Origin of the sequence: Pseudarthrobacter sp. MM222, from assembly GCF_947090775.1 — a bacterium.
Taxonomy (GTDB): Bacteria; Actinomycetota; Actinomycetes; order Actinomycetales; family Micrococcaceae; genus Arthrobacter.
The window spans coordinates 3014413-3040323 of the sequence record NZ_OX352321.1; the positions used below are offsets into that span (position 1 = coordinate 3014413).

Annotated in this window: 19 protein-coding genes; 6 read left to right on the forward strand and 13 right to left on the reverse strand. The window is 67.1% G+C overall.

From position 1 onward, the window contains the following. Position 1: 1 nt before the first annotated feature. A complete protein-coding gene (locus OM977_RS13755; protein ID WP_264354488.1) occupies positions 2 to 232 on the forward strand; it encodes a hypothetical protein in 231 nt (76 codons plus the stop codon). Between the two features lie 263 nt (positions 233 to 495). Here OM977_RS13755 and OM977_RS13760 read toward each other — a convergent pair whose 3' ends face one another. The 4 genes from OM977_RS13760 to glf are packed head-to-tail and all read right to left on the reverse strand — an operon-like array spanning position 496 to position 5295. Next, positions 496 to 1248: an ABC transporter ATP-binding protein gene (locus OM977_RS13760; RefSeq protein WP_264354489.1), complete on the reverse strand. Its 753-nt coding sequence runs from the start codon at positions 1246 to 1248 to the stop codon at positions 496 to 498. Between the two features lies 1 nt (position 1249). Further along, a complete protein-coding gene (locus tag OM977_RS13765; protein WP_264354490.1) occupies positions 1250 to 2119 on the reverse strand; it encodes an ABC transporter permease in 870 nt (289 codons plus the stop codon). Continuing rightward, the gene (locus OM977_RS13770; RefSeq protein WP_264354491.1) at positions 2120 to 4111 is read right to left on the reverse strand and encodes a glycosyltransferase; all 1992 of its coding nucleotides are present in this window, start codon (positions 4109 to 4111) and stop codon (positions 2120 to 2122) included. After that, positions 4108 to 5295 carry a UDP-galactopyranose mutase gene (gene glf, locus OM977_RS13775; protein WP_264354492.1) on the reverse strand — a complete coding sequence of 396 codons (1188 nt, stop codon included), beginning with the start codon at positions 5293 to 5295 and terminating at the stop codon, positions 4108 to 4110. Before glf ends, OM977_RS13770 begins: the two co-directional genes overlap by 4 nt. A gap of 185 nt (positions 5296 to 5480) precedes the next feature. Between glf and OM977_RS13780 the strand changes: the two genes are divergently transcribed. Further along, a complete protein-coding gene (locus OM977_RS13780; protein ID WP_264354493.1) occupies positions 5481 to 9605 on the forward strand; it encodes an FtsK/SpoIIIE domain-containing protein in 4125 nt (1374 codons plus the stop codon). Positions 9606 to 9615: 10 nt separating this feature from the next. On the opposite strand, the gene OM977_RS13785 is transcribed toward OM977_RS13780, so the two are convergent. Next, complete coding sequence (locus tag OM977_RS13785) at positions 9616 to 10092, reverse strand: hypothetical protein (RefSeq protein WP_442960655.1); 477 nt, start codon at positions 10090 to 10092, stop codon at positions 9616 to 9618. Between the two features lie 239 nt (positions 10093 to 10331). On the opposite strand from OM977_RS13785, the gene OM977_RS13790 reads away from it, so the two are divergent. After that, positions 10332 to 10580: a WhiB family transcriptional regulator gene (locus OM977_RS13790; RefSeq protein ID WP_003804966.1), complete on the forward strand. Its 249-nt coding sequence runs from the start codon at positions 10332 to 10334 to the stop codon at positions 10578 to 10580. Positions 10581 to 10682: 102 nt separating this feature from the next. Here the strand turns inward: OM977_RS13790 and OM977_RS13795 are convergent, their stop codons facing one another. The 4 genes from OM977_RS13795 to OM977_RS13810 are packed head-to-tail and all read right to left on the reverse strand — an operon-like array spanning position 10683 to position 19150. Further along, complete coding sequence (locus OM977_RS13795; protein ID WP_264354494.1) at positions 10683 to 12152, reverse strand: sensor histidine kinase; 1470 nt, start codon at positions 12150 to 12152, stop codon at positions 10683 to 10685. Positions 12153 to 12190: 38 nt separating this feature from the next. After that, positions 12191 to 17143 carry an NAD-glutamate dehydrogenase gene (locus tag OM977_RS13800; protein WP_264354495.1) on the reverse strand — a complete coding sequence of 1651 codons (4953 nt, stop codon included), beginning with the start codon at positions 17141 to 17143 and terminating at the stop codon, positions 12191 to 12193. Positions 17144 to 17201: 58 nt separating this feature from the next. After that, positions 17202 to 18509 carry an AAA family ATPase gene (locus tag OM977_RS13805; protein ID WP_264354496.1) on the reverse strand — a complete coding sequence of 436 codons (1308 nt, stop codon included), beginning with the start codon at positions 18507 to 18509 and terminating at the stop codon, positions 17202 to 17204. Then, a complete protein-coding gene (locus tag OM977_RS13810) occupies positions 18506 to 19150 on the reverse strand; it encodes a hypothetical protein (protein WP_264354497.1) in 645 nt (214 codons plus the stop codon). The genes OM977_RS13805 and OM977_RS13810 overlap by 4 nt, the downstream gene beginning before the upstream one ends. Before the next feature lie 149 nt (positions 19151 to 19299). Between OM977_RS13810 and OM977_RS13815 the strand changes: the two genes are divergently transcribed. After that, entirely contained in the window at positions 19300 to 19515 is a 216-nt protein-coding gene (locus OM977_RS13815; RefSeq protein WP_264354498.1) for a helix-turn-helix domain-containing protein, read from the forward strand. A 4-nt stretch (positions 19516 to 19519) separates the two neighbouring features. Here the strand turns inward: OM977_RS13815 and OM977_RS13820 are convergent, their stop codons facing one another. Further along, positions 19520 to 20092: a hypothetical protein gene (locus tag OM977_RS13820; RefSeq protein WP_264354499.1), complete on the reverse strand. Its 573-nt coding sequence runs from the start codon at positions 20090 to 20092 to the stop codon at positions 19520 to 19522. Between the two features lie 329 nt (positions 20093 to 20421). Beyond that, positions 20422 to 20571 (reverse strand): hypothetical protein, encoded by a 150-nt coding sequence (locus OM977_RS13825; RefSeq protein WP_264354500.1) that lies wholly within the window; start codon positions 20569 to 20571, stop codon positions 20422 to 20424. 332 nt (positions 20572 to 20903) lie between these two features. Between OM977_RS13825 and OM977_RS13830 the strand changes: the two genes are divergently transcribed. Both OM977_RS13830 and OM977_RS13835 read left to right on the forward strand, forming a co-directional pair. After that, complete coding sequence (locus OM977_RS13830) at positions 20904 to 21095, forward strand: LysM peptidoglycan-binding domain-containing protein (RefSeq protein WP_264354501.1); 192 nt, start codon at positions 20904 to 20906, stop codon at positions 21093 to 21095. 112 nt (positions 21096 to 21207) lie between these two features. Then, entirely contained in the window at positions 21208 to 21714 is a 507-nt protein-coding gene (locus tag OM977_RS13835) for an Rv3235 family protein (RefSeq protein WP_264354502.1), read from the forward strand. A gap of 109 nt (positions 21715 to 21823) precedes the next feature. On the opposite strand, the gene secA is transcribed toward OM977_RS13835, so the two are convergent. Both secA and OM977_RS13845 read right to left on the reverse strand, forming a co-directional pair. Continuing rightward, a complete protein-coding gene (gene secA, locus OM977_RS13840; protein ID WP_264354503.1) occupies positions 21824 to 24562 on the reverse strand; it encodes a preprotein translocase subunit SecA in 2739 nt (912 codons plus the stop codon). Positions 24563 to 24631: 69 nt separating this feature from the next. After that, on the reverse strand, positions 24632 to 25882 hold the full coding sequence (locus OM977_RS13845) for a winged helix-turn-helix domain-containing protein (protein ID WP_264354504.1): 1251 nt from the start codon (positions 25880 to 25882) through the stop codon (positions 24632 to 24634). Positions 25883 to 25911: the final 29 nt, after the last annotated feature.

The following is a 25911-nucleotide window of genomic DNA, read 5'->3' on the forward strand; positions in this document are numbered from 1 at the left end:
GGTGGGCGCCGGAGTCGCCGCGGCCGGAGTGGTCTTGGCGGAAGGTGCTGCGGGCGTTGTTGTCCTGGGCCCGGCAGTCGGCGCGGCGGTCGTCGTCGGGGCGGATGTCGGCGGGGCGGTTGTCGGCGCCACCGCCGTCGGCGTCGCTGCCGGACCGGGCACGCGGGCCGGCTGCGTCGCCGCCGGTGTCACCGCCGCCGGTGTCACCGCGGCCGGCTGGCCGGTGGCCTGACGCGTCGGTGAGGGGTCCGTGGTGTCGGCCGCCACGGCGCCCTGCGCCAGGCTGGCCGCCACGATGCCGGCCGTGACCGTGATCGCCGCCGCTTTCGTTACCCACCTCAGCGATACCGGCCAGGCAAACCTCCGCCGCCTGTTTTCTCGCTCGCTCGGACCCACAGCTGCCATCTTTGCTCCCGCCTCCCCCAAGGACGGGGCTCAGTCCCCGTTTCGGCCTTAGCCTAGCGGATACCGCGCGGAGTGGAACCGGCCACGCCGTTACAGTGAGACGGACCTGCGCCGGAGTTCGCCGACGACGTCGTGCACTTCCCCGTCCATGATGATCTCGCCGTGCTCCAGGAGCACGCCGCGTTCGCAGACGGTGGCGACCAGGTCAAGGTCGTGGCTGACGACGAACAGCGTCTTGCCCTTGTCTGAGAGTTCCTTGATCTTGGCGATGCATTTCCGCTGGAACGGCTCGTCGCCCACGGCCAGGATCTCGTCGATGAGGAAGACTTCGGGGTCGGTGTGCACCGCGATGGAGAACGCCAGCCGCAGGTACATGCCCGAAGAGTAGAACTTCACCTCCGTATCGATGAACTCCCCGATTTCGGAGAATTCCACGATGGAGTCGAACTTCTCGTCGATCTGCTTCTCGCTCATGCCGAGGATCGCGCCGTTGAGGTAGACGTTGTCGCGGCCGCTGAGGTCGTGGTGGAAGCCGGCACCGACCTCGATCAGGCCTGCGACGCGGCCCCTGGTCCGCACGGTCCCGCCGTCGGGCTGCAGCACGCCGGAGATCAGCTTCAGGAGGGTCGACTTGCCGGAGCCGTTGAGCCCCAGCAGCGCGACCGTTTCGCCCTGCTTGACCTCGAGGGAGACGTCCTTCAGGGCCAGGAATTTCTTGGACAGGTCCCCCTTGCGGCCCTTCACGAGCCACACGAGGGCTTCCTTTAAGGACCGGGTGTGCCGCAGGACGAACTGCTTCCGGAGGCTTTCGCAGCTGATCGCGACGTGGCCGTGCGCTGTCATCTCAGAGCTCCTGTGCAAAGTGGACGGCGAGCCGGCGGAACGTCAGCTGTCCCAGGAACAGCACCACCAGCGTTATGAGCATGGCGACGGGGAGCCAGAGCGTCAGCAGGTCCGGGGGCATGGTGTCGGCCACGAACTGGTCGGCCTTGAGGGTCGGTTCCCAGAAGGCCCAGTGGAAGACCTCAACGGCGACCGTCATCGGGTTCAGCTGGTAGAGCCAGTACCACGGCCCCATTACCCGTTCGACCATCGACCAGACGTACAGGACCGGGGACGCCCAGGTGACGATCATGACGATCATGTCCACGATGTTCTCGGAATCGCGGAAGTAGACGTTGACCGCCCCGAACATCAGGCCCAGGCCGGTGGCGAGCACCGCGACCATGAAGAAGATCAGGACCACGGCCGCCAGTTGCAGGAGCGACGGCGTCCAGCCCACCACGAGGCAGGCGCCGATCAGGACCAGGAGCTGCGGCAGGAAATGGGCAGCCGACACCCAGACCGTGGAGACCGGGAACAGCTCCCGCGGCAGGTAGATCTTCCGGATCAGGTCACGGTTGTCCACGACCGAGCGGGTGGCGTTTGAGAGCGACTCGGTGAAGAAATTCACCAGGACAATGCCGGCGAACAGGTAGATGGCGTAGTTCGGCGTGCCCCGCTGGAGATTGAGGAAGATGCCCAGCGCCACGAAGTAGATCAGGAACTGCACGAGCGGCTTGACGTAGGACCAGAGCAGCCCGAGCACCGAGCCCCGGTAGCGCACCTTGATTTCCTTGCGCACCAGCAGCTTCAGCAGGAACCGGTCACCGTAGACGTCGAGAAGACCCCGCCCGCTTCCGGGCTTGACCAGCTGGTCGGCCGGACCCGCCATCTAGTTGCCATCCTTGGAATGCGCCTCGAAGGTCTTCTTCCAGGACTCGATGGAGCTGATATCGGCCACCGCGCTCCGGTACTGCTCGGCCAGCCGGTCCCACTCGCGGAACAGCCGCAGGTGCAGCCGGGTCGCTTCGGTGAGCATCGACTTAAGCTTTTTGGGGTCGCGCTGGTACCACGACGCACCCGTGCCCTCGGCGTTGGACACCACGACGCTGTCGTAGTGCGCCACCCTGAACCAGCGGTTGTCCCGGTGCGCCAGGTAGCCCTGCGGGCGCACGGCGCTGTCCGGGCCCGGGGCTTTGATCAGCTGTCGGGCCACTGTCTTGATGCCCCACGGAATGAGGTCTTTCTTGCGCGGCATGCCGACGACGGTGCCGCCCATGGGGCCGCGTCCCAGTTTCGGCGCCGGGAAGTCGTCCACGTCGTCTTTCAGCTGGGCATCCGGGTACTCGGATTTCAGCGCGTTGATTTCGGGCAGCTTCGAGGCCAGTACCCGGTGCAGCTCGTGCGGTCCCTCGAAGATGTCGCGGAGGGCCTCGATCCGGCCGTGCTCCGTGAAGTACTGCATCGACACGAGGTGTTTGACGTCGGCCTGCACGGATTCGCGCAGGACGCGCCCGCCCTTGGGGTAGGGGCTGTGGATCAGCGTGGTGATGAGCCTGTTGCGCTCGTGGAAGTAGGCCTGCCACCCCACGAGGTCGTCCTTATCGATCCAGGACACGTGCCACACGGCCGCACCGGGCATCGACACGGTCGCAAAACCGGCCTCGCGGGCGCGCAGCCCGTATTCGGCGTCGTCCCACTTGATGAACAGCGGCAGCGACAGGCCGATTTCCTTGATGACCTTGGTGGGTATCAGGCACATCCACCAGCCGTTGTAGTCCACGTCCACGCGGCGGTGCAGCCATGGCGTCTGACGCAGGTTGGCGACGCTGAAGTCGTGCCTGACCTCCATGTCGACGTGCGGTGCGGTCGGCACAATCCGGTACGGGTCGACGACTTCGCCGAAGGTGTGCAGGATGCTGCGGTTGTAGAGATCGAACATGTGGCCGCCCACGATGGTGGGCTTGCGGCAATGGTCGGCGAAGCCGACGAGCCGGACGATGCTTTCGGGCTCCACGACGATGTCGTCGTCCAGCAGCAGGACGTAGTCGCTGCCGTTTTCCACTGCCTCGTACATGCCCCGGGCAAAGCCGCCGGAGCCGCCAAGGTTGGCCTGGTTGATGATCCGGAGCTTCCCGCCGAGGGCATCCCGGACCTCCGCGAAGCCTTCCTGGTCCTCGACCTTCTGCGTGCCCTGGTCCACGATCAGGATTTCCCGGACGTTTTCCAGGACATCCGGATTTTCGGACAGGATGCGGGCGTTGTTGAGGCAGAAGTCGGGCTTGTTCATGGTGGTGATTTCGAGCGTCACCTGGCCGCTGGCGCCGAGTCCTCCGGCGGTCTCCCACTGGCCGTTCTCAAGCACGAGTCCGTCCGCACCGGCCGCCAGATCGAACCAGTACCAGCCGCCGTCGCCGAACGGCTTCAGGGACAGTTCGAACACCGAGGTGGTGTCACCGTCGACGTGTTTGCCGTCAACGCGCTGGATGGATCCGCGGGCGTTCGACTTGTAGACGGTGACAGTGCCGGTTCCGCTGGTCCGGACTACGAGCCGGATGTCCCGGACCGAGGTCCAGCGCCGCCAGTAGCTCGCCGGAAAAGCGTTGAAGTACGTCCCGAACGAGATCTGTTCACCGGAACGGACCCGCATGGAATGCCTCGTGAGGAGGTCCTCGAAGTGCGCCTCGCGGTCGCCCGAGCTGAGCATCTGCAGCTTCTCTTCGGGAAGCTTGGGGGTGCGCGCCAGTTCGTCATTCTCCCGCAGCCGGATGCCGCTGGCGCTGCCGGCGTCGGCGTAGAGCGAGATGGTGTCCGGCTGGTCCGCCGAGGGAAGGATGACCCGCTGGATCGTCTTCCAGGGGTTGGTTACTTCTGCGGCGCTCATGCGTCCACTCCTCCGCTTTCCAGCTTGGCGCCGCTTTCGAAATGCGGGCGGATCTGATTGTCGAACATGGTCAGGGCCGAGCCGATGGCCATGTGCATATCCAGGTATTTGTAGGTACCGAGCCGTCCGCCGAAGAGGACATCCTGCTCGGCCGCCGCCAGGTCACGGTACTTGAGCAGGCGCTCCCGATCTGTGGCCGTATTGATCGGATAGTAGGGCTCGTCGCCTTTTTCCGCGGCCCGCGAGAATTCCCGCATGATGACGGTCTTCTCGTTCTGGTAGTCGCGCTCCGGGTGGAAGTGGCGCGGCTCGATGATCCGGGTGTAGGGCACGTCGGCGTCGTTGTAGTTGACCACCGACGTTCCCTGGAAATCACCGACGTCGAGCACTTCCTCCTCGAAGTCGATGGTGCGCCAGGAGAGGTCGCCCTCGGCGTAGTCGAAGTAGCGGTCCACGGGCCCGGTGTAGATCACGGGGATGTTGCCGGCGACCTTGTCCTTGCTGTACTCGTGCGACTCGTCGAAGAAGTCGGTGTTCAACCGGACTTCGATGTTCGGGTGTTCGGCCATCTTCTCGATCCAGGCCGTGTAGCCACCGGTCGGCAGGCCCTCGTACTTGTCGTTGAAGTACCTGTTGTCGTAGTTGTAGCGCACGGGGAGGCGGGAGATGATGCCGGCGGGCAGGTCCTTGGGATCCGTCTGCCACTGTTTGCCGGTGTAGTGCTTGATGAACGCCTCATACAGCGGCCGGCCGATGAGCTGGATGCCCTTGTCGTTGAGGTTCTGCGGATCCGTCCCGGCCAGTTCGCCGGACTGTTCCTTGATCAGCTCGCGCGCCTGCCCGGGGGTGAGGTTGGCCCGGAAGAACTGGTTGATGGTCGCCAGGTTGATGGGCAGCGAGTAGACCTCGCCCTTGTGCACGCCATACACCTTGTGCACGTAGTTGGTGAAGGTCGTGAACCGGTTCACGTACTCCCACACGCGCTCGTTGGACGTGTGGAAAAGGTGCGCACCGTAGCGGTGCACCTCGATGCCGGTCTGTTCTTCCTTTTCGCTGTAGGCATTGCCGCCGATGTGGTGGCGGCGGTCGAGGACAACGACCTTCAAGCCCAGCTCAGTGGCGGCCTGTTCTGCGATTGTCAGGCCGAAGAAGCCCGACCCTACGATGACGAGGTCAGCGGTCACAAACTCTCCTGGTTCGAATGCGGGCAGCCCAATGTTGCGCATTGTCTGCTGCTCTAGCCTACCCGAGGCTCGATCGGCACCGCGGACGGGAGGTCTTATCCACATGGCACGTAATCCCCGGATCGTCGCCCCGATGCCGCTTCTAGCGTGGAGTACAGCCCGCTCTCCAGAAAGGATTCTTCGCGGTGATCTTGCACTGCACCCTGCTGCCGGCACCAGGTTCCACGCTCCCGGCCGGCCCGATCGAACTCGCCGTCGAGGTGCCCGCGGAGTGCCCCGGTACGGTCCTCCAGGAAGCCATCTCGCGCCGCTACGGGACGGGTCAGCTGAGCGTGGGCGGGATCCCCGTCCGGACCCTGCGCGCCGGTGACGCGCCGCTGCGGAACGGCGCGGTCCTGGTCGACGGCGCGGCGGCGGCCCGGGCGGTCCCTGGCCACGGGACCGCCGGGGGCGGCCCGGCGGCTCCGCAACTCTTCCTCGCCGTGCACAGCGGGCCCGGCGCCGGCACCATCGTCCCGCTAAGACGCGGGCGGTTCCGGATCGGGCGCAGCGGGACGGACCTCGTCCTTCCCGACGCCGAGCTGTCCCGTGAGCACGCGGAACTGGACGTCTCTGACTCGGCGGTGACCCTTGAGGACCTGCGCAGCGCCAACGGAACCACGGTCGACGGCGAGCGCGTGCACCGGGCGGTCGTGACCACCGGATCGGTCATCCGGTGCGGCCATTCCACGATGTCCCTCCTCTTCGGCGGTGATTCCGCGTCCTCCGGGGTGTGTGACGCCGCGGGCCGCAGCGTGGCCGAGCCGCTCCCCGTTGGCAGCCCCGTGATCAGCTCCCACTCCGGTGGCAGCCGCGCCACCGTCCTGCTGGTGGCGGCCCTGCCCCTGGCCATCGGCGTCGGCCTGGCTGTCACCACCGGCTTGTGGATGTTCCTCGCCTTCAGCCTGGCCTCGGCGGCATCCCTCCTGATCCCGGCCGTGGCGGGCCGGAAACAACGCCGGGGGCTGAAGGCGGCCCTCGGCGCGGCCCTGCGGAAGGACAGGGACCGACGACGGCGGTCAGCGCCGTCCGCGGCCGAGCTATGCGCCGGCAGCGCCCGGCCGGAGCCGGATTGCGGGCCGCAGGTCGCTCAGTCCGGTGCCGTCTGGCTGAGACTCGGGCTTGCCGAGCAACTGGCCAACATCAGGTCGGAACCGGCGGATCCAGCTTTCCGCGCACCCCCGCTGGGTCTGATGCCGCTCACGCTGGACCCGGCCGCCGCGGTCACCTCGGTCCTCGGGCCGCCCGCAGCAGTTGCCGGGCTGGTCCGCTCCTGTCTCGTGCAGCTCGCCGCCTATCCCGCCGCACACCGGACGCATGTCCTGGTCCACGGCCCCCCGGAATACCTTCCTCTCGCCGCACGGTTCCTTCCCCGCCTGACGCTTTCCTGCCACGAGTCCGGAACCGCCGCCCGGCTGGGCGCCGGCCCCGGTCCGGGGTGCGACCGTGGCGTGCTGATCATCCTCGGCTCTGCCGGCGGACCCATCCCTGGGCCTCGTCCTGACGCCTCCGGGGCCGCCGCTCTGAGCGCCAAGGCGGCCAGCCATGGCTGGCAGGTGATCCTTTGCGTGCCCCACGCCGGTCCCCCGGACACCCACGCCATTGTCCTCGGAGGGCGGGCCGCCCGGCTGACACGCGGCCGCGATGTTGTCCCCTTCCTCCCTGACCTTGTCCCCAGTCCGGTATTTGACAACATCTGCCGCCGGCTGGGATCGGCCGGGACCCCGCACACGGATCCGCAGGCCGCCATGACCGCCGTCGTTGCCCTGGCCGGAATCCTGCCGCTCAGCTCCGCCGAGGTCGCCCGCCGCTGGTCACCATCAGCGGACACCACCGGGTTGGCCGTTCCGGTCGGCCTGGGCAGGAACGGAACCGTCCACCTGGACATCGAGCGGGACGGCCCCCACCTCCTGGTGGCAGGCACCACCGGCTCGGGCAAGTCTGAGTTTCTCCGCACGATGGTCGCCGCCCTGGCTGCCAGCTACCCGCCGGACCGCATCAACCTGCTGTTCGTGGACTTCAAGGGCGGTTCGGGGCTCGGCCCCCTGACCGGGCTTCCGCACTGCGTGGGAATGCTCAGCGACCTTGGGCTGCAGGAAATCGACCGCACCCTGGTTTCGCTGCGGGCCGAGGTCCGCCGCAGGGAACAACTGCTCGCGTCCGCCCGGGCCCGCGATCTCATCGCATACCGTGCACTGGACCGGGACCTTCCCGCCCTCCCCCACCTCATCATCGTCATCGACGAATTCAGGATGCTGGTGGACGAAGCCCCGCGCGCCCTGTCCGAGCTGATGAGGATCGCGGCCATCGGCCGGTCCCTGGGACTCCACCTCATCATGGCCACCCAGCGTCCGCAGGGGTCCATCACCGCCGACATCCGGGCAAACGTCACAAGCCGCGTCGTCCTGCGGGTCCAGTCCGGGATGGAATCGATCGACGTGATGAACTCGGCGCACGCGGCGGACATCCCGATCGCCACGCCTGGCCGCGCCTTTCTGGTCAAAGGGACCGAACCGCCGCAGGAGTTCCAGTCGGCTACCCTCACGCCGGACCGGTCCCCGCCCGTCGGACGAACAGTGACTGTACTGACAGCCGCAGAGCGGCTCTGCCGCCCACCCGCGGAGGGCAGCGCGGCAAGTGAGCAGGCCGCCCGGACCCAGGCTCAGGAAGCGGCAGCACTCGCCGGGGTCACGCGAAGGTTGTGGACGGCGGGCTGCGGCACCCTGCCCCGCCGGCCCGTCGCGGGGACGCTCCCTGCTTTGCTGCCGTTTCCGTCCGCGGATCCCGGTGTCGATACACCGGCCGCCAGCGCAGTCCGGCTGGGGTGGCTGGACATGCCCGAACAGCAGCGTCTCGCCGAGCTGTGCTGGCGCCCGGATGATCACGGCCACCTGGGACTTGTCGGCGGAGCAGCGGGCACGGTCTCGGGCAGCGCACTGGCGGGCGGCGGGCTATCGGGCACGGACCCGGGTGGCGTTGACGCGGCCCTGGCGCTGGTGGTGGACCAGCTGCTGGCCGCGGAGCACGAAACGCACCTCTACATCCTCGATGCTGCCGGCTCATCCAGCCGGACCGTCGCGTCACCCCGGGTGGGCGCCGTCGCGGGCCCCCACGAACTGCGGCGTGCGGTCCGGGTGCTGGAACGCGTGGCCGGCGAAATGATCCGCCGGCTGGGCGCGCCCGGCATTCCCCGCCCTCGGCTGGTGCTGGCCGTGTGCGGCTGGGGCTACTGGGTCTCGGCCTTCCGCTCCGGCCCGCTGGCCCGCGGCGAAGACCTGCTCCAGGACATCGTCCGCGACGGCGCCAGGGCAGGGATCGCAGTCCTGATCGCCGGCGAACGGGAACTGACCACGTCACGGATCTTCGGCGGCATTGCCAACCGAATCTTCTTTCCCGCCGGAAGCTCCGATGACGAACGGATCGCCTGGCCGCGTCTGCCCGCTCTGGAATTTCTTCCCGGCCGGGTGGCCGTCCTGGGCCCCTTCCTCGGGACCACCTCGGCGCTGGTGCACGTAGCCCAGCTTTATGGACCGCCGCCGCGTGGACTCCAGGCGCGTCCCCGGTCGCCTGTGCTGCAGGCGCCCTTCAGGGTCGAGGCACTGCCGCAGCGGATCAGCGTATCCGAAGTGCTCGCCGGGCTGGGCAGACCTGCCCGGGAAGAGACTGCCCCCGGGATCCGGGAGCAGCGGGCGCACGTGCCCCTGTGCTTCGGAGTGGGAGGAGATGAGCTCGGACCGGTCTCGATCACGCTCCGGGCGGGCAGCGTCCTGGCCGTTCTGGGCGGTCCCGGCTCGGGCAAGACGGCTCTGCTGGCAGCCCTGCCGGCTCTGAATTCCCCGGCGGGCGGCTGGTTGCGGCCTGCCACGGGCACGGATCCGGCGGACTTTTGGGCCGACCTCCACGCGAGGGCCCGCGCCGGCGCCTTAAATCCCGGGGCGGTGCTGCTGGCCGACGACGTCGATCTTCAGTCCGAGGACACCAACCGTCAACTGCTCGGACTCAACAGCCTCGGCTGGACAGTGGTCCTGACCGCCGGCTTCAGTCCGGCGCTTCAGCAACGCGTCCCGCTCGCGCAGTGCGCGCGTCGTCAGGGAACAGGAATCCTGATCTGCCCCAGAAGCCTGCTGGATGGCGATCTCTTCGGGGTCCGGTTCGAACTGGAGGCCAGCCCGCCGCCGGGACGGGCTGTGCTGATTTCGGACGGACAGCCCCTGGCCGTGCAGCTGGCCGACCCCGCTGCTGGCAGCGCCGCACCGGATGCTGCGAAGTAACGGCAACCGGCTACAGGGCCGGAGGTGAGCCGCCGAGCCTGGAAGCGAAGGCGATGACCCGTTTGTCGAACAGCAGCACGATCGCCGCGGCCGCCGGCACGACCATGGCCAGGCCCGCCAGCGGGTATCCGCCCGTCAGGGTGGGAAAGCCGATGGTGAGGACGAACAGCTGGGCCACGAGGGCACCCGCCCGGGGCCAGCGGTACCCGCGGAAAAGGAACCGGGCTACGGCAAAGAGCCACACGGCAAAAGCGAGGAGCAGGCCCAAAGTAAATACCGCACCCCAGAAAGAGAGAACCGGGGCACCGGTCAGCAATTGGCTTCCGTACCAACCGGCAGCAGTAAGCAGGGCGGCGGCTTCCAGCGCCACGATTACCGTCAGAACAACGATGCCAGCCGGCCGCTCGACACCCCGCCTGCCTGGGCCTTCCGGGCCGTCAACGCCTGGTCCGGGAGCTGCGGGGGGGGTCTCAGGGGGTCTTGACACACTGGCACAGTACCGGACATAGTCGACTAACGGTAAAGGCGCCGCCAGCCAATGTGATGCATCGCTCACGATTCCGTGGCATTTCAAGGCCTATTACCCCTTGTTTACACAGCGTTAACATGACACGCTTAATTCAGATGACCGAGGGGGCCCCAGAGGGCCCCTTTCTTATGAAGCCTCTAGTGAATAATTTCACAAAGCCCCTTGATGTGTTCCCACGAATGGAGTGACTGATCAGCATGGATTGGCGTAACCGCGCAGCGTGCCTTGACAAGGACCCGGAGCTGTTCTTCCCGGTAGGAAACACCGGCCCTGCCCTCCTGCAGATCGAAGAAGCCAAGAGCGTATGCCGGCGTTGCCCGGTGGTAGACACGTGCCTGCAGTGGGCCCTCGAGTCCGGCCAGGATGCCGGCGTCTGGGGCGGCATGAGCGAAGACGAGCGCCGTGCCCTGAAGCGCCGCGCAGCACGCGCCCGCCGCGCCTCCTAAATTTTTCGGCCTTCGGGCCAGAGGTCCCGCCGCGGGCGGGACAGAAGCAAGGGCCGCAGACCCCAGGTCTGCGGCCCTTGCTGTTTTTTCTTGTCGCCCGGCCTAGTTGGTGGCCAAGCTCAGGACGATCTGCACGGCCGTGCCGCCGCCGTCCCGTGCTGTCCACTGGATGCTTCCACCAAGCTCGCTCGTAACGAGGGTGCGGACGATCTGCAGGCCCAGGCCTTCCACGTAGGGCGTCTCGGGAATGCCCACACCGTCGTCTGCTACGGTCACGGTCAGGAGTTCGTCGCCGTCCTCACTTTCCGAGCGGTCCGCGATCAGTGAGACGGTGCCCGCGCGTCCCTCCAGCCCGTGTTCGACGGCGTTGGTCACCAACTCGTTGATCACGAGGGCCAGCGGGGTGGCGAAGTCGCTCGGCAGCTCGCCGAACAGGCCGGAGCGCTGCGTCTTTACCTGCTGCGACGGAGACGCCACCTCGGCGGACAGACGGAACTGCCGCCCGATCAGCTCATCGAAATCCACGCTCTGGGTCAGGCCCTGGGACAGGGTTTCGTGCACCAGGGCGATCGTCGCCACCCGGCGCATGGCTTGCTCGAGCCCCTGCTTGGCCTCGTCGCTGACCATGCGGCGGGACTGCATCCGCAGCAACGCCGCCACGGTCTGCAGGTTGTTCTTGACCCGGTGGTGGATCTCGCGGATCGTGGCGTCCTTGGTGACGAGTTCCATCTCCCGCCGCCGCAGCTCCGAAACGTCGCGGCACAGCACCAGCGCCCCGAACCGGTGCTCCTCGTCCCGCAGCGGGATCGCCCGAAGCGAGAGGCTGACCCCGCGGGATTCGATTTCACTGCGCCACGGCATCCGTCCCGTGACCACCAGAGGCAGCGTTTCATCGACCAGGCGCCGGTCCTTCAGGAGCCCCGCCGTCACCTCGGCCAGGCTCCGGCCCTCGAGGGACTCGCCGTCGCCGAGGCGCCGGAAGGCAGACACGCCATTAGGGCTGGCGTACTGGACGATTCCCTCCGCGTCGAGCCGGATGAGGCCGTCACCGACCCGGGGCGCGCCCCGGCGGGAGCCCGTGGGCGAGGCAAAGTCGGGCCACAGCCCCAGCGTTCCCATCCGCAACAGGTCGTAGGCGCACTGCCGGTAGGTCAGTTCCAGCCGGGATGGCATGCGGGAGCTGGACAGATCCATATGCGTCGTGACGATGGCGAGCGTCCGGCCGTTGCGGACCATCGGTACGGCCTCAACTCGCAAGGCCATGTCGCTGCTCCAGTTGGTCTCGTTGGAGCGCTCAATCGCGCGGCTCTCCCAGGCCTTGTCGACCAACGGCTGCAGGTCCGACCGGATCCCCTCCCCCACGAAGTCGGCGTGAAACACCGTATGCGTGGTGGAGGGGCGGACGTGCGCGAGCGCGACGTAGCCGAACTCGGGGTGCGGGAACCAAAGCGCCAGGTCCGCGAACGCCAGGTCGGCGACCATCTGCCAGTCGCCGACCAGGAGGTGCAGCCACTCGGCATCCCCCGGACCGAAATCGGCATGCTCCCTGATAGGGTCCGTAAAGATTGCCACAGCACCTCCATTTGCGACGCGGCCGGCACCAGGGTGCTTTAGCGTCGAACGATTGACCTCAAGAGCCTCAATGCTACCGACAGGGAGGCCATGTCATCGGCTTCGAGGGCATTGACCTCGTCGAACATGCTCTTGGCCCGGTCCAGCTGATCGGCATTCTGGCTCTCCCACAGGGTCAGCCGTTCCTCGGCAGGTGCTTCGGCAGGCGTCGTCTCGAGCACGGCAATCGTCATATCTGACACTGTTGAGTACAGATCGTCGCGCAGGGCCGCGCGCGCCAGTGCCTGCCAGCGGTCATTCCTGGGCAGCTTGGTGATTCGTTCCAGCAGGGAATCCGCGTGGAAGCGGTCGAAGACGGTGTAGTAGACATGCGCGATGTTCTCCACGGGCTCCTCGCTGACGTGGACAATCTTGGCGATATCCAGCAGCACGAAGCTTTCGAACAGTTCCGCCCAGCGGTGGGCGAGGTCTTCGGGCAGTTCCCAGCCGCGCGCCTTCTCCAGCCATGCGGTCACCCGGGCACGGTCATCGCCGCGCAGGTAGTCGAGGAGCCGTGCGCGCATCGGGTCCATCAGCGGCTTGAACTCCGCGACGGTCTCGGCGATCGGCCGGGACGCGTTGCTCTGGCTCAGGACCCAGCGCACGGCCCGGTCCAGGAGCCGGCGGATGTCGAGGTGGACCGTGCTCCAGTGCTCGGTCGGGAAGGACGCCGGCAGCTCATTGAGCTCGCCGATCATGATGTCCAGTTCATAGACCTCGCGGAGCGCCACAAACGCCTTCGCGACGGCGGCCTCGGTGGCCGAGGTCTCCTCCATCGCACGGAATGCGAAGGTGATGCCGCCCATATTGATCATGTCGTTCGCCACCACGGTCGCGATGATTTCCCGGCGCAGCGGGTGGGTGTCCAGTTCGGCGTCGAACCGTTCCCGCAGCTGCTTCGGGAAGTATGCCCGGAGCGTCTCGCGGAACCATGGATCGTCGGCCAGTGTGCTGTCGCGCAGCGCCGTCGTGAGCTCGATCTTGGCGTAGGCCGCCAGCACGGACAGCTCCGGGGAGGTCAGTCCCTGGCCCTGTTCGAGGCGTTCCTTCAGCGTCTCCGTGGTCGGCAGTGCCTCCAGGTCGCGCTTGAGGTCAGCCGACTTCTCGAGCCAGTCCATCAGGCGCTCGTAGCTGGGGCTCCACTCGGAGACCCGCATGCGGTCGTTGAGCAGCAGGATGTTCTGGTCGATGTTGTCCTCAAGCACCAGCCGCCCGACTTCGTCAGTCATGGAGGACAGGAATCCTGAGCGTTCGGCGGGCTCGAGCTTCCCCGCGGCCACCATCCGGTCCACGAAGATCTTGATGTTGACCTCGTGGTCCGAGCAGTCCACACCGGCCGAGTTGTCAATCGCATCGGTGTTGAGGATGACGCCCTGCAGCGCCGCCTCGATGCGCCCGCGTTGCGTCATGCCCAGGTTGCCGCCTTCGCCGACAACCTTGACCCGCAGCTCCCGGCCGTCGACGCGGATGGCGTCGTTGGCCTTGTCGCCGACCTCGGCGTTCGTTTCGGTGCTGGCCTTGACGTAGGTGCCGATGCCGCCGTTGTACAGCAGGTCGGCCGGGGCGAGCAGGATCGCGCGGAGCAGTTCCGGCGGGCTGAGCCGAGTGGTGCCGTCCGGCAGCCCCAGCGCTTCGCGCACCTGTGCCGAGACCGGAATCGACTTGGCCTGGCGTGCGAACACGCCGCCGCCTTCGCTGATGAGCGACTTGTCGTAGTCGTCCCAGGACGAGCGGGGAAGCTCGAAGAGCCGCTGGCGCTCCGTGAAGGATGCCGCCTCGTCCGGGGTCGGATCGAGGAAGATGTGCCGGTGGTCGAAGGCCGCGAGCAGGCGGATGTGCTTGGAGAGGAGCATGCCGTTGCCGAAAACGTCGCCTGACATGTCGCCGACGCCTACTACGGTGAACGGTTCGGACTGGGTGTCGAGGTCCAGCTCGCTGAAGTGGCGTTTGACCGATTCCCAGGCGCCGCGGGCGGTAATGCCCATGGCCTTGTGGTCGTATCCGACCGAGCCGCCGGATGCGAAGGCGTCGCCGAGCCAGAAGCCGTATTCGGCGGCCAGTCCGTTGGCGATGTCCGAGAACGACGCCGTGCCCTTGTCTGCTGCGACCACAAGGTAGGAATCGTCGTCGTCGTGGCGCACGACGTCGGCCGGCGCAACGAGCGTCTCCCCGTCCGGCGTCGTGATGAGGTTGTCCGTTATGTCCAGCAGGCCGCGGATGAAAGTCTTGTAGCTTTCGATCCCTTCGGCCATCCAGGCGCTCCGGTCCATGGCCGGGTCCGGCAGCTGCTTCGCGTAGAACCCGCCCTTGGCGCCGGTTGGGACGATGACGGCGTTCTTGACCGTCTGTGCCTTGACGAGGCCGAGGATTTCGGTGCGGAAATCCTCGCGGCGGTCCGACCAGCGCAGCCCGCCGCGCGCCACCTTGCCGAAGCGGAGGTGCACACCCTCGACCCGTGGCGAGTAGACCCAGATCTCGAACATCGGCCTGGGGAACGGCAGGCCGTCGATGACGGCGGGATTCAGTTTGAAGCTGACGTGGGTCTTGTTCTGGTAGTAGTTCGTCCTCAACGTGGCCTGGATCAGGTTCGCGAAGGTGCGCAACACCCGGTCGGCGTCGAGGGTCGCAACCTGATCGATCGCCGCGTCCAGTTCGGCCCGCACCTCGTCCTGCCCGGTCCTGCGTTCCGCTTCGTCCAGCGAGGGGTCGAAGCGGACCGCGAACAGGGCGTTGAGCGCGCGGGTGACCTCCGGATTGCCCAAGAGGGTATCCGAAATGAATTCAAAGGAGTTCGTATTGCCCATCTGACGCATGTACTTCGCGTAGGCACGCAGCACTACGACTTGCCGCCAGTGCATGCCCTCGCGCAGCACCAGGCGGTCGAAGCTGTCCGATTCCACGGCCCCGGATACGGCCGCCCCGAACGCCTCGGCGAGCCGTTGGCCCGTGGTCAGCGGGTCCACCCCGGCCGGGTACTTGAGGCCCAGGTCGTACAGGAAGAAGTCCCGTTGGTCTGCCGTCTCGATCTCGAAGGGACGTTCGTCCAGCACCTCCAGGCCGAGGTTGTGGAAGTAGGGCAGAATCTGGCTCAGGCTCTTGGGCTCCAGCATGTAGAGCTTGACCCGGGCGTCTTCCTCCAGCGTGGCGCCGGCGCCATCCGGAAGGTATACGTGGACGCCGGGCTCTTCCCGGACGCCCTTGCCGGCCCGCTCGGCGGCCGCACCGTACTTCTCGAAGCGGGCGATGTCCTGCAGGGCATCCTCCACTTCGTAGTCGACCCGGTAACTGGCCGGGAAGGCCTCGGCCCAGATCGCGGCCAGTTCCTTCGCGGTGACGTCACCGGCCGCGGAGTCCTGGGCGGCCGTTTCGCCTGCGGCAGCGGGTTCGAGCCCGGCGGCCGTTTCGCCTGCGGCAGCCGCAGCGAGCCCGGCACCGCCGCCCCGGGTACGAAGGACCTCGGAGATGCCTTCGCTCCAGGAGCGTGCGGCCCGGACAAGACGCTTCTCCAGCTCGTCGCTGCTGATGTTGCTGACGTCGGCGCCCTTGGGGAGCCGGATGCGGAAGAAGAGTCGTGCCAGCGCGGACTCGGTCATCCGGGCCTCATAGTCGATGGACACGGCATTGAACGTCTCCCGTAGTTCCTCTTCGATGCGCAGGCGCACGTTCGTGGTGTAACGGTCCCGCGGGAGATAAACGAGGGCGGACATGAACCTGCCGTAGATGTCCGGGCGGAGGAACAGCCGGGTCCGGCGTCGCTCCTGCAGCCGCTGGATGCCGGTGGCAATGGCGGCCAGGTCCGGGATTTCAATCTGGAACAGCTCGTCGCGGGGGTAAGTTTCAAGGATGCCCAGCAGGTCCTTGCCGGAGTGGGAGTCCGGCGGGAAGCCGGCATCGCTCAATACCGCGGCCACTTTCTCGCGGACCACCGGGATGTCGCGGACGGAGCCTGCATACGCGGTCGTGGCAAAGAGCCCGATGAAGCGGCGCTCGCCATTGACGTTGCCGGCCGCATCGAAGCTCTTCACGCCGATGTAGTCCAGGTAAGCCGGGCGGTGCACGGTGGACCGGGAGTTGGCCTTCGTGATCACGAGGGCGCGCTTTTCCCGCGCCTTCTTGCGCCCCGTTTCGGTGAGGTGCTGGATCTGGTGCGGCGTGGCAGTTCCACTGCGCAGCAGCCCGAGGCCGCTCTCATCGCGCGGTTCGAGGACGTCTTCGCCGGATTCGTTGATGAGGTCATATTCGCGGTAGCCCAGGAAGGTGAAGTTCCCGTCGTCCAGCCAGCGCAGGAGATCCTGCGCCTGGCGCAGTTCCACGATCTGGGCGGGGTTGGCGATTTTGTCCAGGTCCTGGGCGATCTCCTGCGCCTTATTCCGCATCTTCGGCCAGTCCTCGACGGCGGCACGGACTCCGCCCAGGACGCGGCCGAGGCCTTCCACGAGGTCCGCATGCCTGGCCTCGTCCGCCCGGTCGATTTCGACGGCGATCCACGATTCCATGTGCGAGGCGTTGTCACCGTCGGCAATCAGGTGGGAGAGGTTCGGCATCGCAGCAGTATCGCCGCTGGAGAAACCGAGGTGTGAGGGAACGCGGGCAATCTTGACCAGCTCACCGGTGGCGCCGTTCCGCGTGACGACGAACAACGGGTGCATCACCAGATGGATCGGCGACTTCTGCCGGACCAGTTCCGCGTTGACGGAGTCCACCAGGAACGGCATATCGTCCGTGACGATGTAGACGACGCTGCAGTCGGGTTCGTCAACGACCACGATGTTGGGAGCACCCGGTTGCCGCTGGGCCGCGACCTGCCGGTGTGTCTCGGCCCTGGCTGTCAGGACCTCCGGCGCGTACGCCCGGGCATCCTCCTCGGCCAGGTGCTCGTAGTAATCCCCGAGATACCCTTCCCCGGCACCGATCGAAACGGGTTGATCCTCCACGCTGGACCCAGACGACATCGACAAACGCCTCCATCAAAAAGTTGCTGGCCGCATCATTGCGGCTCTTATGGCGAGCCTAACTCTTTGACCAGAGCTTTGCTGTGGAAGAAAAGACAGAGGATTTCGGTTTTCGCTGGGCAGGTGCACAAACCAACGCCGCGATGGCTTTCCGGAGCGGGGATTCCGGTGCCGCTTCGAGCAGCAACGCGCCCGCCAGCAGCGCCGCGTCAGCTGCCGCCGCATCCGCCGGAAGGAAAGCGGACAGGGTGCTTCCGGGCCCGTAGCGATCCCATGCGTCGCGTAGTTGACGCTCCGGGGAGCGGCCCACAGCCGCGGTTCGGACCTTGTTCATCACCACCCGCGGCGTCGCCTGTGGGACGGCGGCTTCCAGCTGGGCCAGGCCGCGGACCAGCCGCGGCACACCGATGGAGTCCGCGGCGCCGACGGCAAATACGGTGTCCGCTACGTCGAGGCTTCGCAAGGTGGCGGCGTTCCGGCGTGGAGCCATCGTATCGAAGCTCAGCTCCTCATCGGCTTCCAGACAGAATCCGGTGTCGATGACCGTTACGTCGGCGACCGCGCGGGCCCGGTCCAGCACGAGGCCGAGGGCGGCGGCGCGAAGTTCGGTCCAGCGGTCCGCCCGGGTGATCCCGGTGAGCACAAGGAAGGTCCCTGCCTTGGTCGCCACCGGAGTGGCGACCCTGCGCAGCGCGTCACCATCCAGGAGGCCCTGATCCGCCAGCCTGCAGGCCTGTGCCAGCCCGGCCGTTTCGTCCAGCAGTCCCAGTACGCCCGCGACACTGGCACCGTAGCTGTCCGCGTCCACCAGCAGCACGGACTTTCCCGTGGCGGCCAGTTCGCCGGCGATATTGGCGGCCACGAGGGTCCGGCCCGGCGAGCCGGCCGGACCCCAGACGGCAATGATCTGCCCCGTTCCCGCGTCCGGCGGTCCCTGCCCGGGGCCGCCGCCGGCCGGTCGGAAGTCGGCTCCGGCGCCAAAGGCAAGGTCCGCGCCCAGGGCCGGCTGTACAGCCCCGCCCAATTGCGCCACGGCACCCATAATGCTGCCGGCGAGGGCGGCGGCATCAACACCGGGCAGCTCGGCGGCCACCCCTATCCCCCGCAACCTGGCTGCCTCCTCCGGACTGTCCGTCAGAGCCAGGACCGCCACCCCCACCGCGGACAGCCGGTCCACCAGCGACGCCGTCAGCTCCTGGCTTCCCTCGGCCACGACGGCTGCCCGAGCAAGACCGCTCTGGCAGGCGGCGAGGAGTTCCGCCAGCTCACGGCATCGCCTGACGACGGACACCGGACCATGGAGGCGCTCCAGCCCGCCGACCAGGTCGTCCCTCGAATGACCTACCGTCACGACCGGAATGCTCATCGGGACGGGCCACCGGGATTCCAGACCACCGAGATTTTGGCCTTGTTGGCCTGAGCGCCCAGCAGCTGCGGCATTTGACTGTCGCTGACCAGGACCAGCACGACGGTTGACCGTGCCGACCCCAGTGCGGTGCTGCCGGCGGTGATCTGGGCGATTTCCGCTCCCGGGAGCAGCAGGGTGGGTGGGCTAAAGCCGTTGCGGGCGTCGGGCAGGGCCACCCAGACGTCCACCCGCGAGCCCGCCACGGCCTGGCCGGGTAAGACCTCGTCAATGGTGACCGCCACCGGCTTGCGGTCGAGCAGGTCGGGCTCACCGAGGCTGTCGCGCGGGACCAGCTGGTCCTTGCCGATCCGTTGAACGGCGACCAGCCCCCCGGCCAGGCCGGCCTCCGGCGTCAGGTAACGCTGCTCCAGGTCGCCGAGACGGACCTTGACCCGGTGCAGCTTGTCCTCCGTCAACTGCTCGCCGACGGCGATCGACTCCCGCGCGGCATAGGCCTCCATGGTCTGGTCGGCGGCCCCGAGCAGGGAGATGACTCCCGCCATCGAGGCGAGCACAAGCAGGATCCCAACCACCAGCCGGGGGTCCTTCCAGGACGGTTTCTTCAGCCGCGCACCGGCGGTCACCGTGCCCACGCTCATGCGCCGCCCCCTCGTTGTCACCGTCCGGCCAGTGGTGCCGGGAAACATCATTGTGACGTCTTCCGGCCCGGTCGGGAAGATGCGCGGCCAAACGCATGCAAATTGTGGATAACCACACCAGGCAAACCCATCGGTGGCAAAATGGAGTCATGCCCCGATTCCTCACCCTGGCAGATGTTGCCGAGCAGCTCCAGATCAATGCTCCGGCCGCCTATGCGCTGGTGCGCAGCGGCCAGCTCAAGGCCATCCAGGTCGGCGGCCGAGGCCAGTGGCGTGTGGAGGAAAAGATGCTCGAGCAATACATCGAGGAACGCTACGCCGAAGCCAGCCGCATGATCGCCGAGTCCAAGTCGAAGACGGTCTGAACCCCTAGTCCTCCGCATTCCGGGCTGATCTGAGGGCCGCCACGGCGGAAAGCGGAATCGTGACAATCCCGCGGACGTTGGACGGCCGCCGGTCCTCCCCGTCCTCCGTCACGGCCAGGTCCAGGTGGTCCCGCCCGACCCTGTCGATCACCCCGTGCAATGTGGTTTCCGCCCCGGCGCCGCGCACTGCCAGGACCGACAGCCGCGTGCGGTCTCTCGCCAGGCCCCGCAGCGCGCTTGCGAGGCCGAGCCGCTGTCGCACCCTGGAGGGCTCCCCGACGGCCAGGCGGGCGAGCCCCACGTACCTGACGGCGGCCGCGTAGGGGACCAAAACCTGGTGGCGCGCGTCGTGCAGGACCAGCGCCTCGCTCCCTGCATGACTCAGCGTGCCCTCGAACACCGACCCTGACGAGACGTGGACGCCGATCCGGAGGCCCAACGATCCGCGGAGCCTGTCCGCGAGTTCCACCCCCGATGCCTCGGCGCGCATCCGCTCCGCGATCTCCGCGTCGAGATTCAGCCGACCGCCGGCGGCCAACTGTGCCTCCAAGTCCGTGAAGAGGGCGTCCCAACGCATGGCGCCAGCGTAGGCGCGGCATGATCCGGGGTCAATCCACACCCTCCCGCAAGGGCCTAGACAAATCGTGATCGTTAGGATCACACTCGAATAACAACATCAAATGGCATCAAAATGTATCACACACCATTAAATCAAGCGGAGGAGAGCATCATGGGCGGTGGGCAGACTGCACCCGAGCAATCCGGGGCGCGGTATTTTCCGGCGGCCGACGCCACCATGGCCGTCGTGATTCTGTTGCTGGGTCTGTCCCTGGCGGGATCCGGGGGCAGCCTGGCGCAGCGCTGGCGCTCCTCCGCGGCGCGGCAGCAGTCCTTGTCGTTCGAGGATCAGCTCGGGATCGCCGCCAACACGACCGGCCTGATCGTGATCACGTGGTGGGCCATGTCCCTCACCGTCGCGGTGGCCTCGGCGCTGCTGGAGCGCAGCGGAAGAACCGGTGCCGCCACGGTGACGGGCAGGTTCAGCCCGGCTTTCATGCGCCGCCTCGCCTTCGCCGCCATCGGATTCCAGCTCCTCGCCGCACCATTGGCCACCGCCGCCACACCGCCGAGCCCGGATCCCGTACCCCGCCCGGTTGTCTCCGCACTTTGGACGCCGACAACGGCGGCTGTCGACGGTCTGGTTCTCCCCCGACCCCTGCGGGTCCTTGCCGCCCCCGCGCCCCTTCCGGAGTCCGGGACCACTCCCGAGCTGGGAAGCTCCGGAACGGGCCCTGACATCACTCCGCCCTGGACGCCACGGGTTCCGGCAGTGGAGCCCGGCACCCTGGCGGCCCGGCAGCTCCGCCCCCAGGAACCGGCCGACGGCCGTGGCCGAAGTGACCGTCCGGCCGGGGGATTCTCTCTGGAGCCTGGCCGCGGCACGGCTCGGGCCCCTGGCGTCGGACGTCGACATCGCAAGGGAATGGCCCCGGCTCTACCAGGCCAACCGCACAGTGATCGGCGAGAGCCCCCACCTCCTGCGTCCGGGCCAGGTCCTCAAGCTTCCCGCCGGCGAGTGACGGCCGACGCCAGGACGCGGACTCCGCCACCACAACCCCGCAGCGCCACCCTTCAACCGACATGCCACAGTTCAGCCAAAATCCAGTAGCCCCCACCAGCAAAGGAACCGTCATGACCGCACATCCCGGGAGTCGCGCCCTTGCGGCACCCCCAGCATCACTCCGGCCGCCCCTCCGCGTGGTGGACGCCGGTGCCGCTCCGCCACGGGCCAGCGAGCACACGACGGCCCCGGCACGAAGGCCCCGTCGTGTGCCGCTGCAGCTCGTGGACGAGGGCCGGGAGATCTGCACGATCTGCCGCGGCACTGTCCAGGCCGCGATCGAGGTCCTGGCCGGTACCCGACCGGCCCAGCAACTCGCCCGGCGGCTCGACGAGCGCTGTCTCGCCGCCCTGCAGCACCGTGCGGCGCTGACACGGCGGGTGGCGTCCGGGAGCTCACCCACAGCCGGGCGGCTGCACCGGAACCCGTCGGTGCGCTCGGTCCGGGCCTGCAAGGTGTCCGAGGACGTTTATGAGGCCAGTGCCGTGGTGGTCGATGAGCTGCGGGTCCGGGCCGTGGCGCTCCGGCTGGAACGGAGCCAGCTCCTCTGGCGGGTGACCGTGCTGGAGATCGGCTGATCCAAGCTGCGGGGGGTACAGGAAAGGAGGATAGCGTGCAACGAAAGAGGACCGGAACGACAGTTCCGGTCCTCTTTCATTGCTGCAGGTTGCTCGTGGGCCGGCAGGCTTAGCGCCGTTTTTTCTTGTTCGCGCGGCGCGGGGCGTCCTGCGCCGCGGCCTTGGCCGGGTTGCCGGAGCGGCCCGAGGTCTTGGCCTCGACCCGGGTCTGGGCAGCGCCGTCCTCGCCGGGGGCGGTGTACTGGAGCTGCGCGGGCTTCTCCGGGGCTTCCAGTCCGGCGGCGCGGATCTGCGGCTCGTGGTGCTCTGTGTGCTCCCCGGCGGCGTCGGCCACCACGACGTCTTCGGCCGGGGTCACCTCGACGTCGAGATTGAACAGGAAGCCCACGCTCTCCTCCCGGATGGCCTCCATCATGGCCTGGAACATGATGAAGCCCTCGCGCTGGTACTCGACCAGGGGATCGCGTTGGGCCATCGCGCGAAGGCCGATGCCTTCCTTCAGATAATCCATCTCATAGAGGTGTTCCTGCCACTTTCGTCCAATCACGGACAGGACCACGCGGCGCTCGAGCTCACGCATGCTCTCGGCGCCGATCGCCTCTTCACGCGCCTGGTAGACCAGGCGGGCGTCCGAGAGGATCTCTTCCTTGAGGAAGTCCACCGTGATGCGCGACTTGCCGCCGGCCTCGTCGATGAGATCCCGCGGAGTCACACTCACCGGGTACAGGGTCTTGAGGTTCGACCACAGCAGATTGAAGTCCCAGTCGTCGCCTGTTCCTTCGGCAGTCGCCTCATCGATGAAGGCTGTGATGGTGTCCTCCAGGAAGAACTGGACCTTCTCGTGGAGGTCGTCGCCCTCAAGGATGCGGCGACGGTCGCCGTAGATGGCTTCGCGCTGGCGGTTCAGGACGTCGTCGTACTTCAGGACGTTCTTGCGCTGTTCGGCGTTGCGCCCCTCCACCTGGCCCTGGGCCGAGGCGATGGCGCGGGAGACCAGCTTGGATTCCAGCGCGACGTCGTCGGGCACGGAGCTGTTCATCAGGCGTTCGGCCGCGCCGGAGTTGAACAGGCGCATCAGGTCGTCGGTCAGCGACAGGTAGAACCGTGATTCGCCCGGGTCCCCCTGGCGGCCGGACCGGCCACGCAGCTGGTTGTCGATGCGTCGGGACTCGTGCCGTTCGGTGCCGAGGACGTACAGCCCGCCAAGGTCGAGGACTTCCTCATGCTCGTCCTTGACAGCCTGCTTGGCAGCCTCGAAAGCCTCGGGCCAGGCCGCTTCGTATTCCACGGAGTTTTCCTCCGGATCCAGGCCGCGCTTCGCGAGTTCCGCGACGGCGGTGAATTCCGCGTTGCCGCCGAGCATGATGTCGGTACCGCGGCCGGCCATGTTCGTGGCCACGGTGACGGCAGCCTTGCGGCCCGCCTGGGCCACGATCGCAGCTTCCCGGGCGTGGTTCTTGGCATTGAGGACCTCGTGCCGGACGCCTTCCTTGGCCAGCAACCGCGACAGGTACTCGCTCTTCTCGACGCTGGTGGTGCCGACCAGGACCGGCTGGCCCTTTTCGTGCCGTTCGGCGATGTCCTTGACGACGGCATCGAACTTGACGGCTTCGTTCTTGTAGACGAGGTCCGCCTGGTCGATGCGGGTCATGTCGCGGTTGGTGGGGATGGCGACAACGCCGAGCTTGTAGGTGCTCATGAACTCGGCGGCTTCGGTCTCGGCCGTGCCGGTCATGCCTGCAAGCTTGCCGTACATACGGAAGTAGTTCTGCAGCGTGACGGTGGCCAGCGTCTGGTTTTCGGCCTTGATCTCGACGCCTTCTTTGGCTTCGATGGCCTGATGCATGCCCTCGTTGTACCGGCGGCCGGCGAGGATGCGGCCGGTGTGCTCGTCGACGATCAGGACTTCGCCATCGAGAATGACGTAGTCCTTGTCCCGCTTGAAGAGTTCCTTGGCCTTGATGGCGTTGTTCAGGAAGCCGATGAGGGGGGTGTTGGCCGACTCGTACAGGTTGTGGATGCCGAGGTAGTCCTCCACCTTTTCGATGCCGGCCTCGAGGACGCCCACCGTGCGCTTCTTTTCATCGACCTCGTAGTCGGTCTCGGGCTTGAGGCGCAGCACCACCTTGGCGAACTCGCTGTACCAGCGGTTGGTGTCGCCCTGGGCGGGACCGGAGATGATGAGCGGCGTGCGGGCCTCATCGATCAGGATGGAGTCCACTTCGTCGACGATGGCATAGTTGTGGCCGCGCTGGACCAGCTCGGACTTGTCCCACGCCATGTTGTCGCGCAGGTAGTCGAAGCCGAATTCGTTATTGGTGCCGTAGGTGATGTCGGCCGCGTACTGCTCGCGGCGCACGGCGGGATCCTGGTTGGCGAGGATGCAGCCGCTGGTCAGGCCCAGGAAGCGGTACACGCGGCCCATGAGGTCGGACTGGTATTCGGCGAGGTAGTCGTTCACGGTGATGACGTGCACGCCATTGCCGGTGAGGGCGTTGAGGTAGGCCGGAGCGGTGGCCACCAGGGTCTTGCCTTCACCGGTCTTCATCTCGGCGATGTTGCCCAGGTGGAGCGCGGCGCCGCCCATCAGCTGGACGTCGAAGTGGCGCATGCCAAGGGTGCGGGAAGAGGCTTCGCGGACGGCGGCGAATGCCTCGGGCAGGAGGTCGTCCAGCTTTTCGCCGTCGAGGTGGCGTGCGCGGAGCCTGTCCGTCTCCTCGCGCAGTTCGGCGTCGGTGAAGGTCTTGAAGGAGCTTTCAAGGGCATTAATGGAATCGGCATAGTTCCGCAGTTGCCTCAGGGTTTTTTTGTCACCCGTGCGGAGAAGTTTTTCAATAAGTGATGCCACGTGAAGATGCTCCCAGTCTCAAGCTGCCGAATTCTGGCGTGTTTAGTCTACGGGAGAGACGCATGGCCGCTACGCCTGTTCCCTCACAGCGGATACCGCGCTGGTTGTCCTGGCGACGGCCTCCGCAAGCGCGGGCGCCAGATCCCCCGTGAGGGTTACGACCACCCGGTCCAGTTGGAGCCACTCTGCCATGAGCTGCAGCTCGGCGGCGAGTTCGACGGCGGTGTCCGCCGGCGCACCGGGCTCGGCGTGGGCGGCCCTCGCAAGGAGAAGGCCGCGGGCACGGTCGGCCTTGAGGTCTACCCGGGCGACCATCCCGTCCCGGAGCAGGAACGGCAGCACGTAGTAGCCGAAGCGGCGCTTCGGCTCGGGGGTATAGATCTCGATCCGGTAGTGGAAGCCGAACAGTGCCTCGAGCCGGCGGCGTTCAAAGACCAGCGAATCAAACGGGCTCACCAGTGCCCTGCCGGTCGCAGTGCGCGGCAGCTTCGCCTCGACGTGCCGGTAGAGCGGCTTGTCCCAGCCGGTGACCACGACCGGCCGTATCCGCCCGGCCTCGACGAGGTTCCCTACGGACACGGCGGCCGCTTTGAGCGGTACCCGGAAATAATCGGCGAAGCACCGGACGGTGCCGATCCCGTGGGCTTGGGCGGCGGCGTCGATCAGCCGGTCCATCGCGGCTTCCGGATCCGCCCCGTTCCCGTCCGGGCCCTCCTGTTCCAGGGTCAGGACCTTGGCTGTCAGGGTGTAGCGGCGCTCGAAGGACTCGGTCCGGGAAGCCGAGGAAACCAGACCTTCCTCGAAGAGGTGCTCCAGGACCCTCTTGACGACGTTCCAGTTCCAGCCCCAGTTGTCCTGTTGCTGGTCCTCAACGTGCCCGAGGCGGCCCGTGAGTTCCGCCGCGGTCATGGGCTTGCCAGCAGCGAGGACCTCCAGCACCCGCGACGCGATCCCGTTCCGCAGCTGCGGGTCCATGGCGTGTGCCCCCACCCACTTCCGGCGCTGCCACTGCACGAGGTCCTGGAAATGGTCGGGCCGGATGAAGCTTGCCTCGTGCGCCCAGTACTCCATCATGCGGCGCGGATGCGTGCCAGCCATCCGGTCCAGGATGCCGCGGTCGTAGTTGCCCAGCCGCGAGAAGAACGGCAGGTAATGGCTCCTGGACAGCACGTTGACGGAATCGATCTGGACCAGGTGCAGGCGGGCAAAGGTACGGCCCACCGCCCGTGCACTCACGGGTCCGGCGGGCCGTACCTTGTCCAATCCCTGGGCTGCCAATGCGATCCGCCGGGCCTGGTTAAGGCTCAGCGATTCGTGCACGTCGGTCCCTTCGTTGGATGGTCCGCACC

Coding starts and splice junctions, on each gene's coding strand:
- OM977_RS13825 (WP_264354500.1), bottom strand. CDS start 20,571: ATGAAAGCCGGGCTGAACCTGCCCGTCACCGTGGCGGCACCGGTTCTT.
- OM977_RS13790 (WP_003804966.1), top strand. CDS start 10,332: ATGGATTGGCGTAACCGCGCAGCGTGCCTTGACAAGGACCCGGAGCTG.
- OM977_RS13805 (WP_264354496.1), bottom strand. CDS start 18,509: ATGAGCATTCCGGTCGTGACGGTAGGTCATTCGAGGGACGACCTGGTC.
- OM977_RS13810 (WP_264354497.1), bottom strand. CDS start 19,150: ATGAGCGTGGGCACGGTGACCGCCGGTGCGCGGCTGAAGAAACCGTCC.
- OM977_RS13760 (WP_264354489.1), bottom strand. CDS start 1,248: ATGACAGCGCACGGCCACGTCGCGATCAGCTGCGAAAGCCTCCGGAAG.
- OM977_RS13770 (WP_264354491.1), bottom strand. CDS start 4,111: ATGAGCGCCGCAGAAGTAACCAACCCCTGGAAGACGATCCAGCGGGTC.
- OM977_RS13800 (WP_264354495.1), bottom strand. CDS start 17,143: ATGTCGTCTGGGTCCAGCGTGGAGGATCAACCCGTTTCGATCGGTGCC.
- OM977_RS13835 (WP_264354502.1), top strand. CDS start 21,208: ATGACCGCACATCCCGGGAGTCGCGCCCTTGCGGCACCCCCAGCATCA.
- OM977_RS13815 (WP_264354498.1), top strand. CDS start 19,300: ATGCCCCGATTCCTCACCCTGGCAGATGTTGCCGAGCAGCTCCAGATC.
- OM977_RS13820 (WP_264354499.1), bottom strand. CDS start 20,092: ATGCGTTGGGACGCCCTCTTCACGGACTTGGAGGCACAGTTGGCCGCC.
- OM977_RS13765 (WP_264354490.1), bottom strand. CDS start 2,119: ATGGCGGGTCCGGCCGACCAGCTGGTCAAGCCCGGAAGCGGGCGGGGT.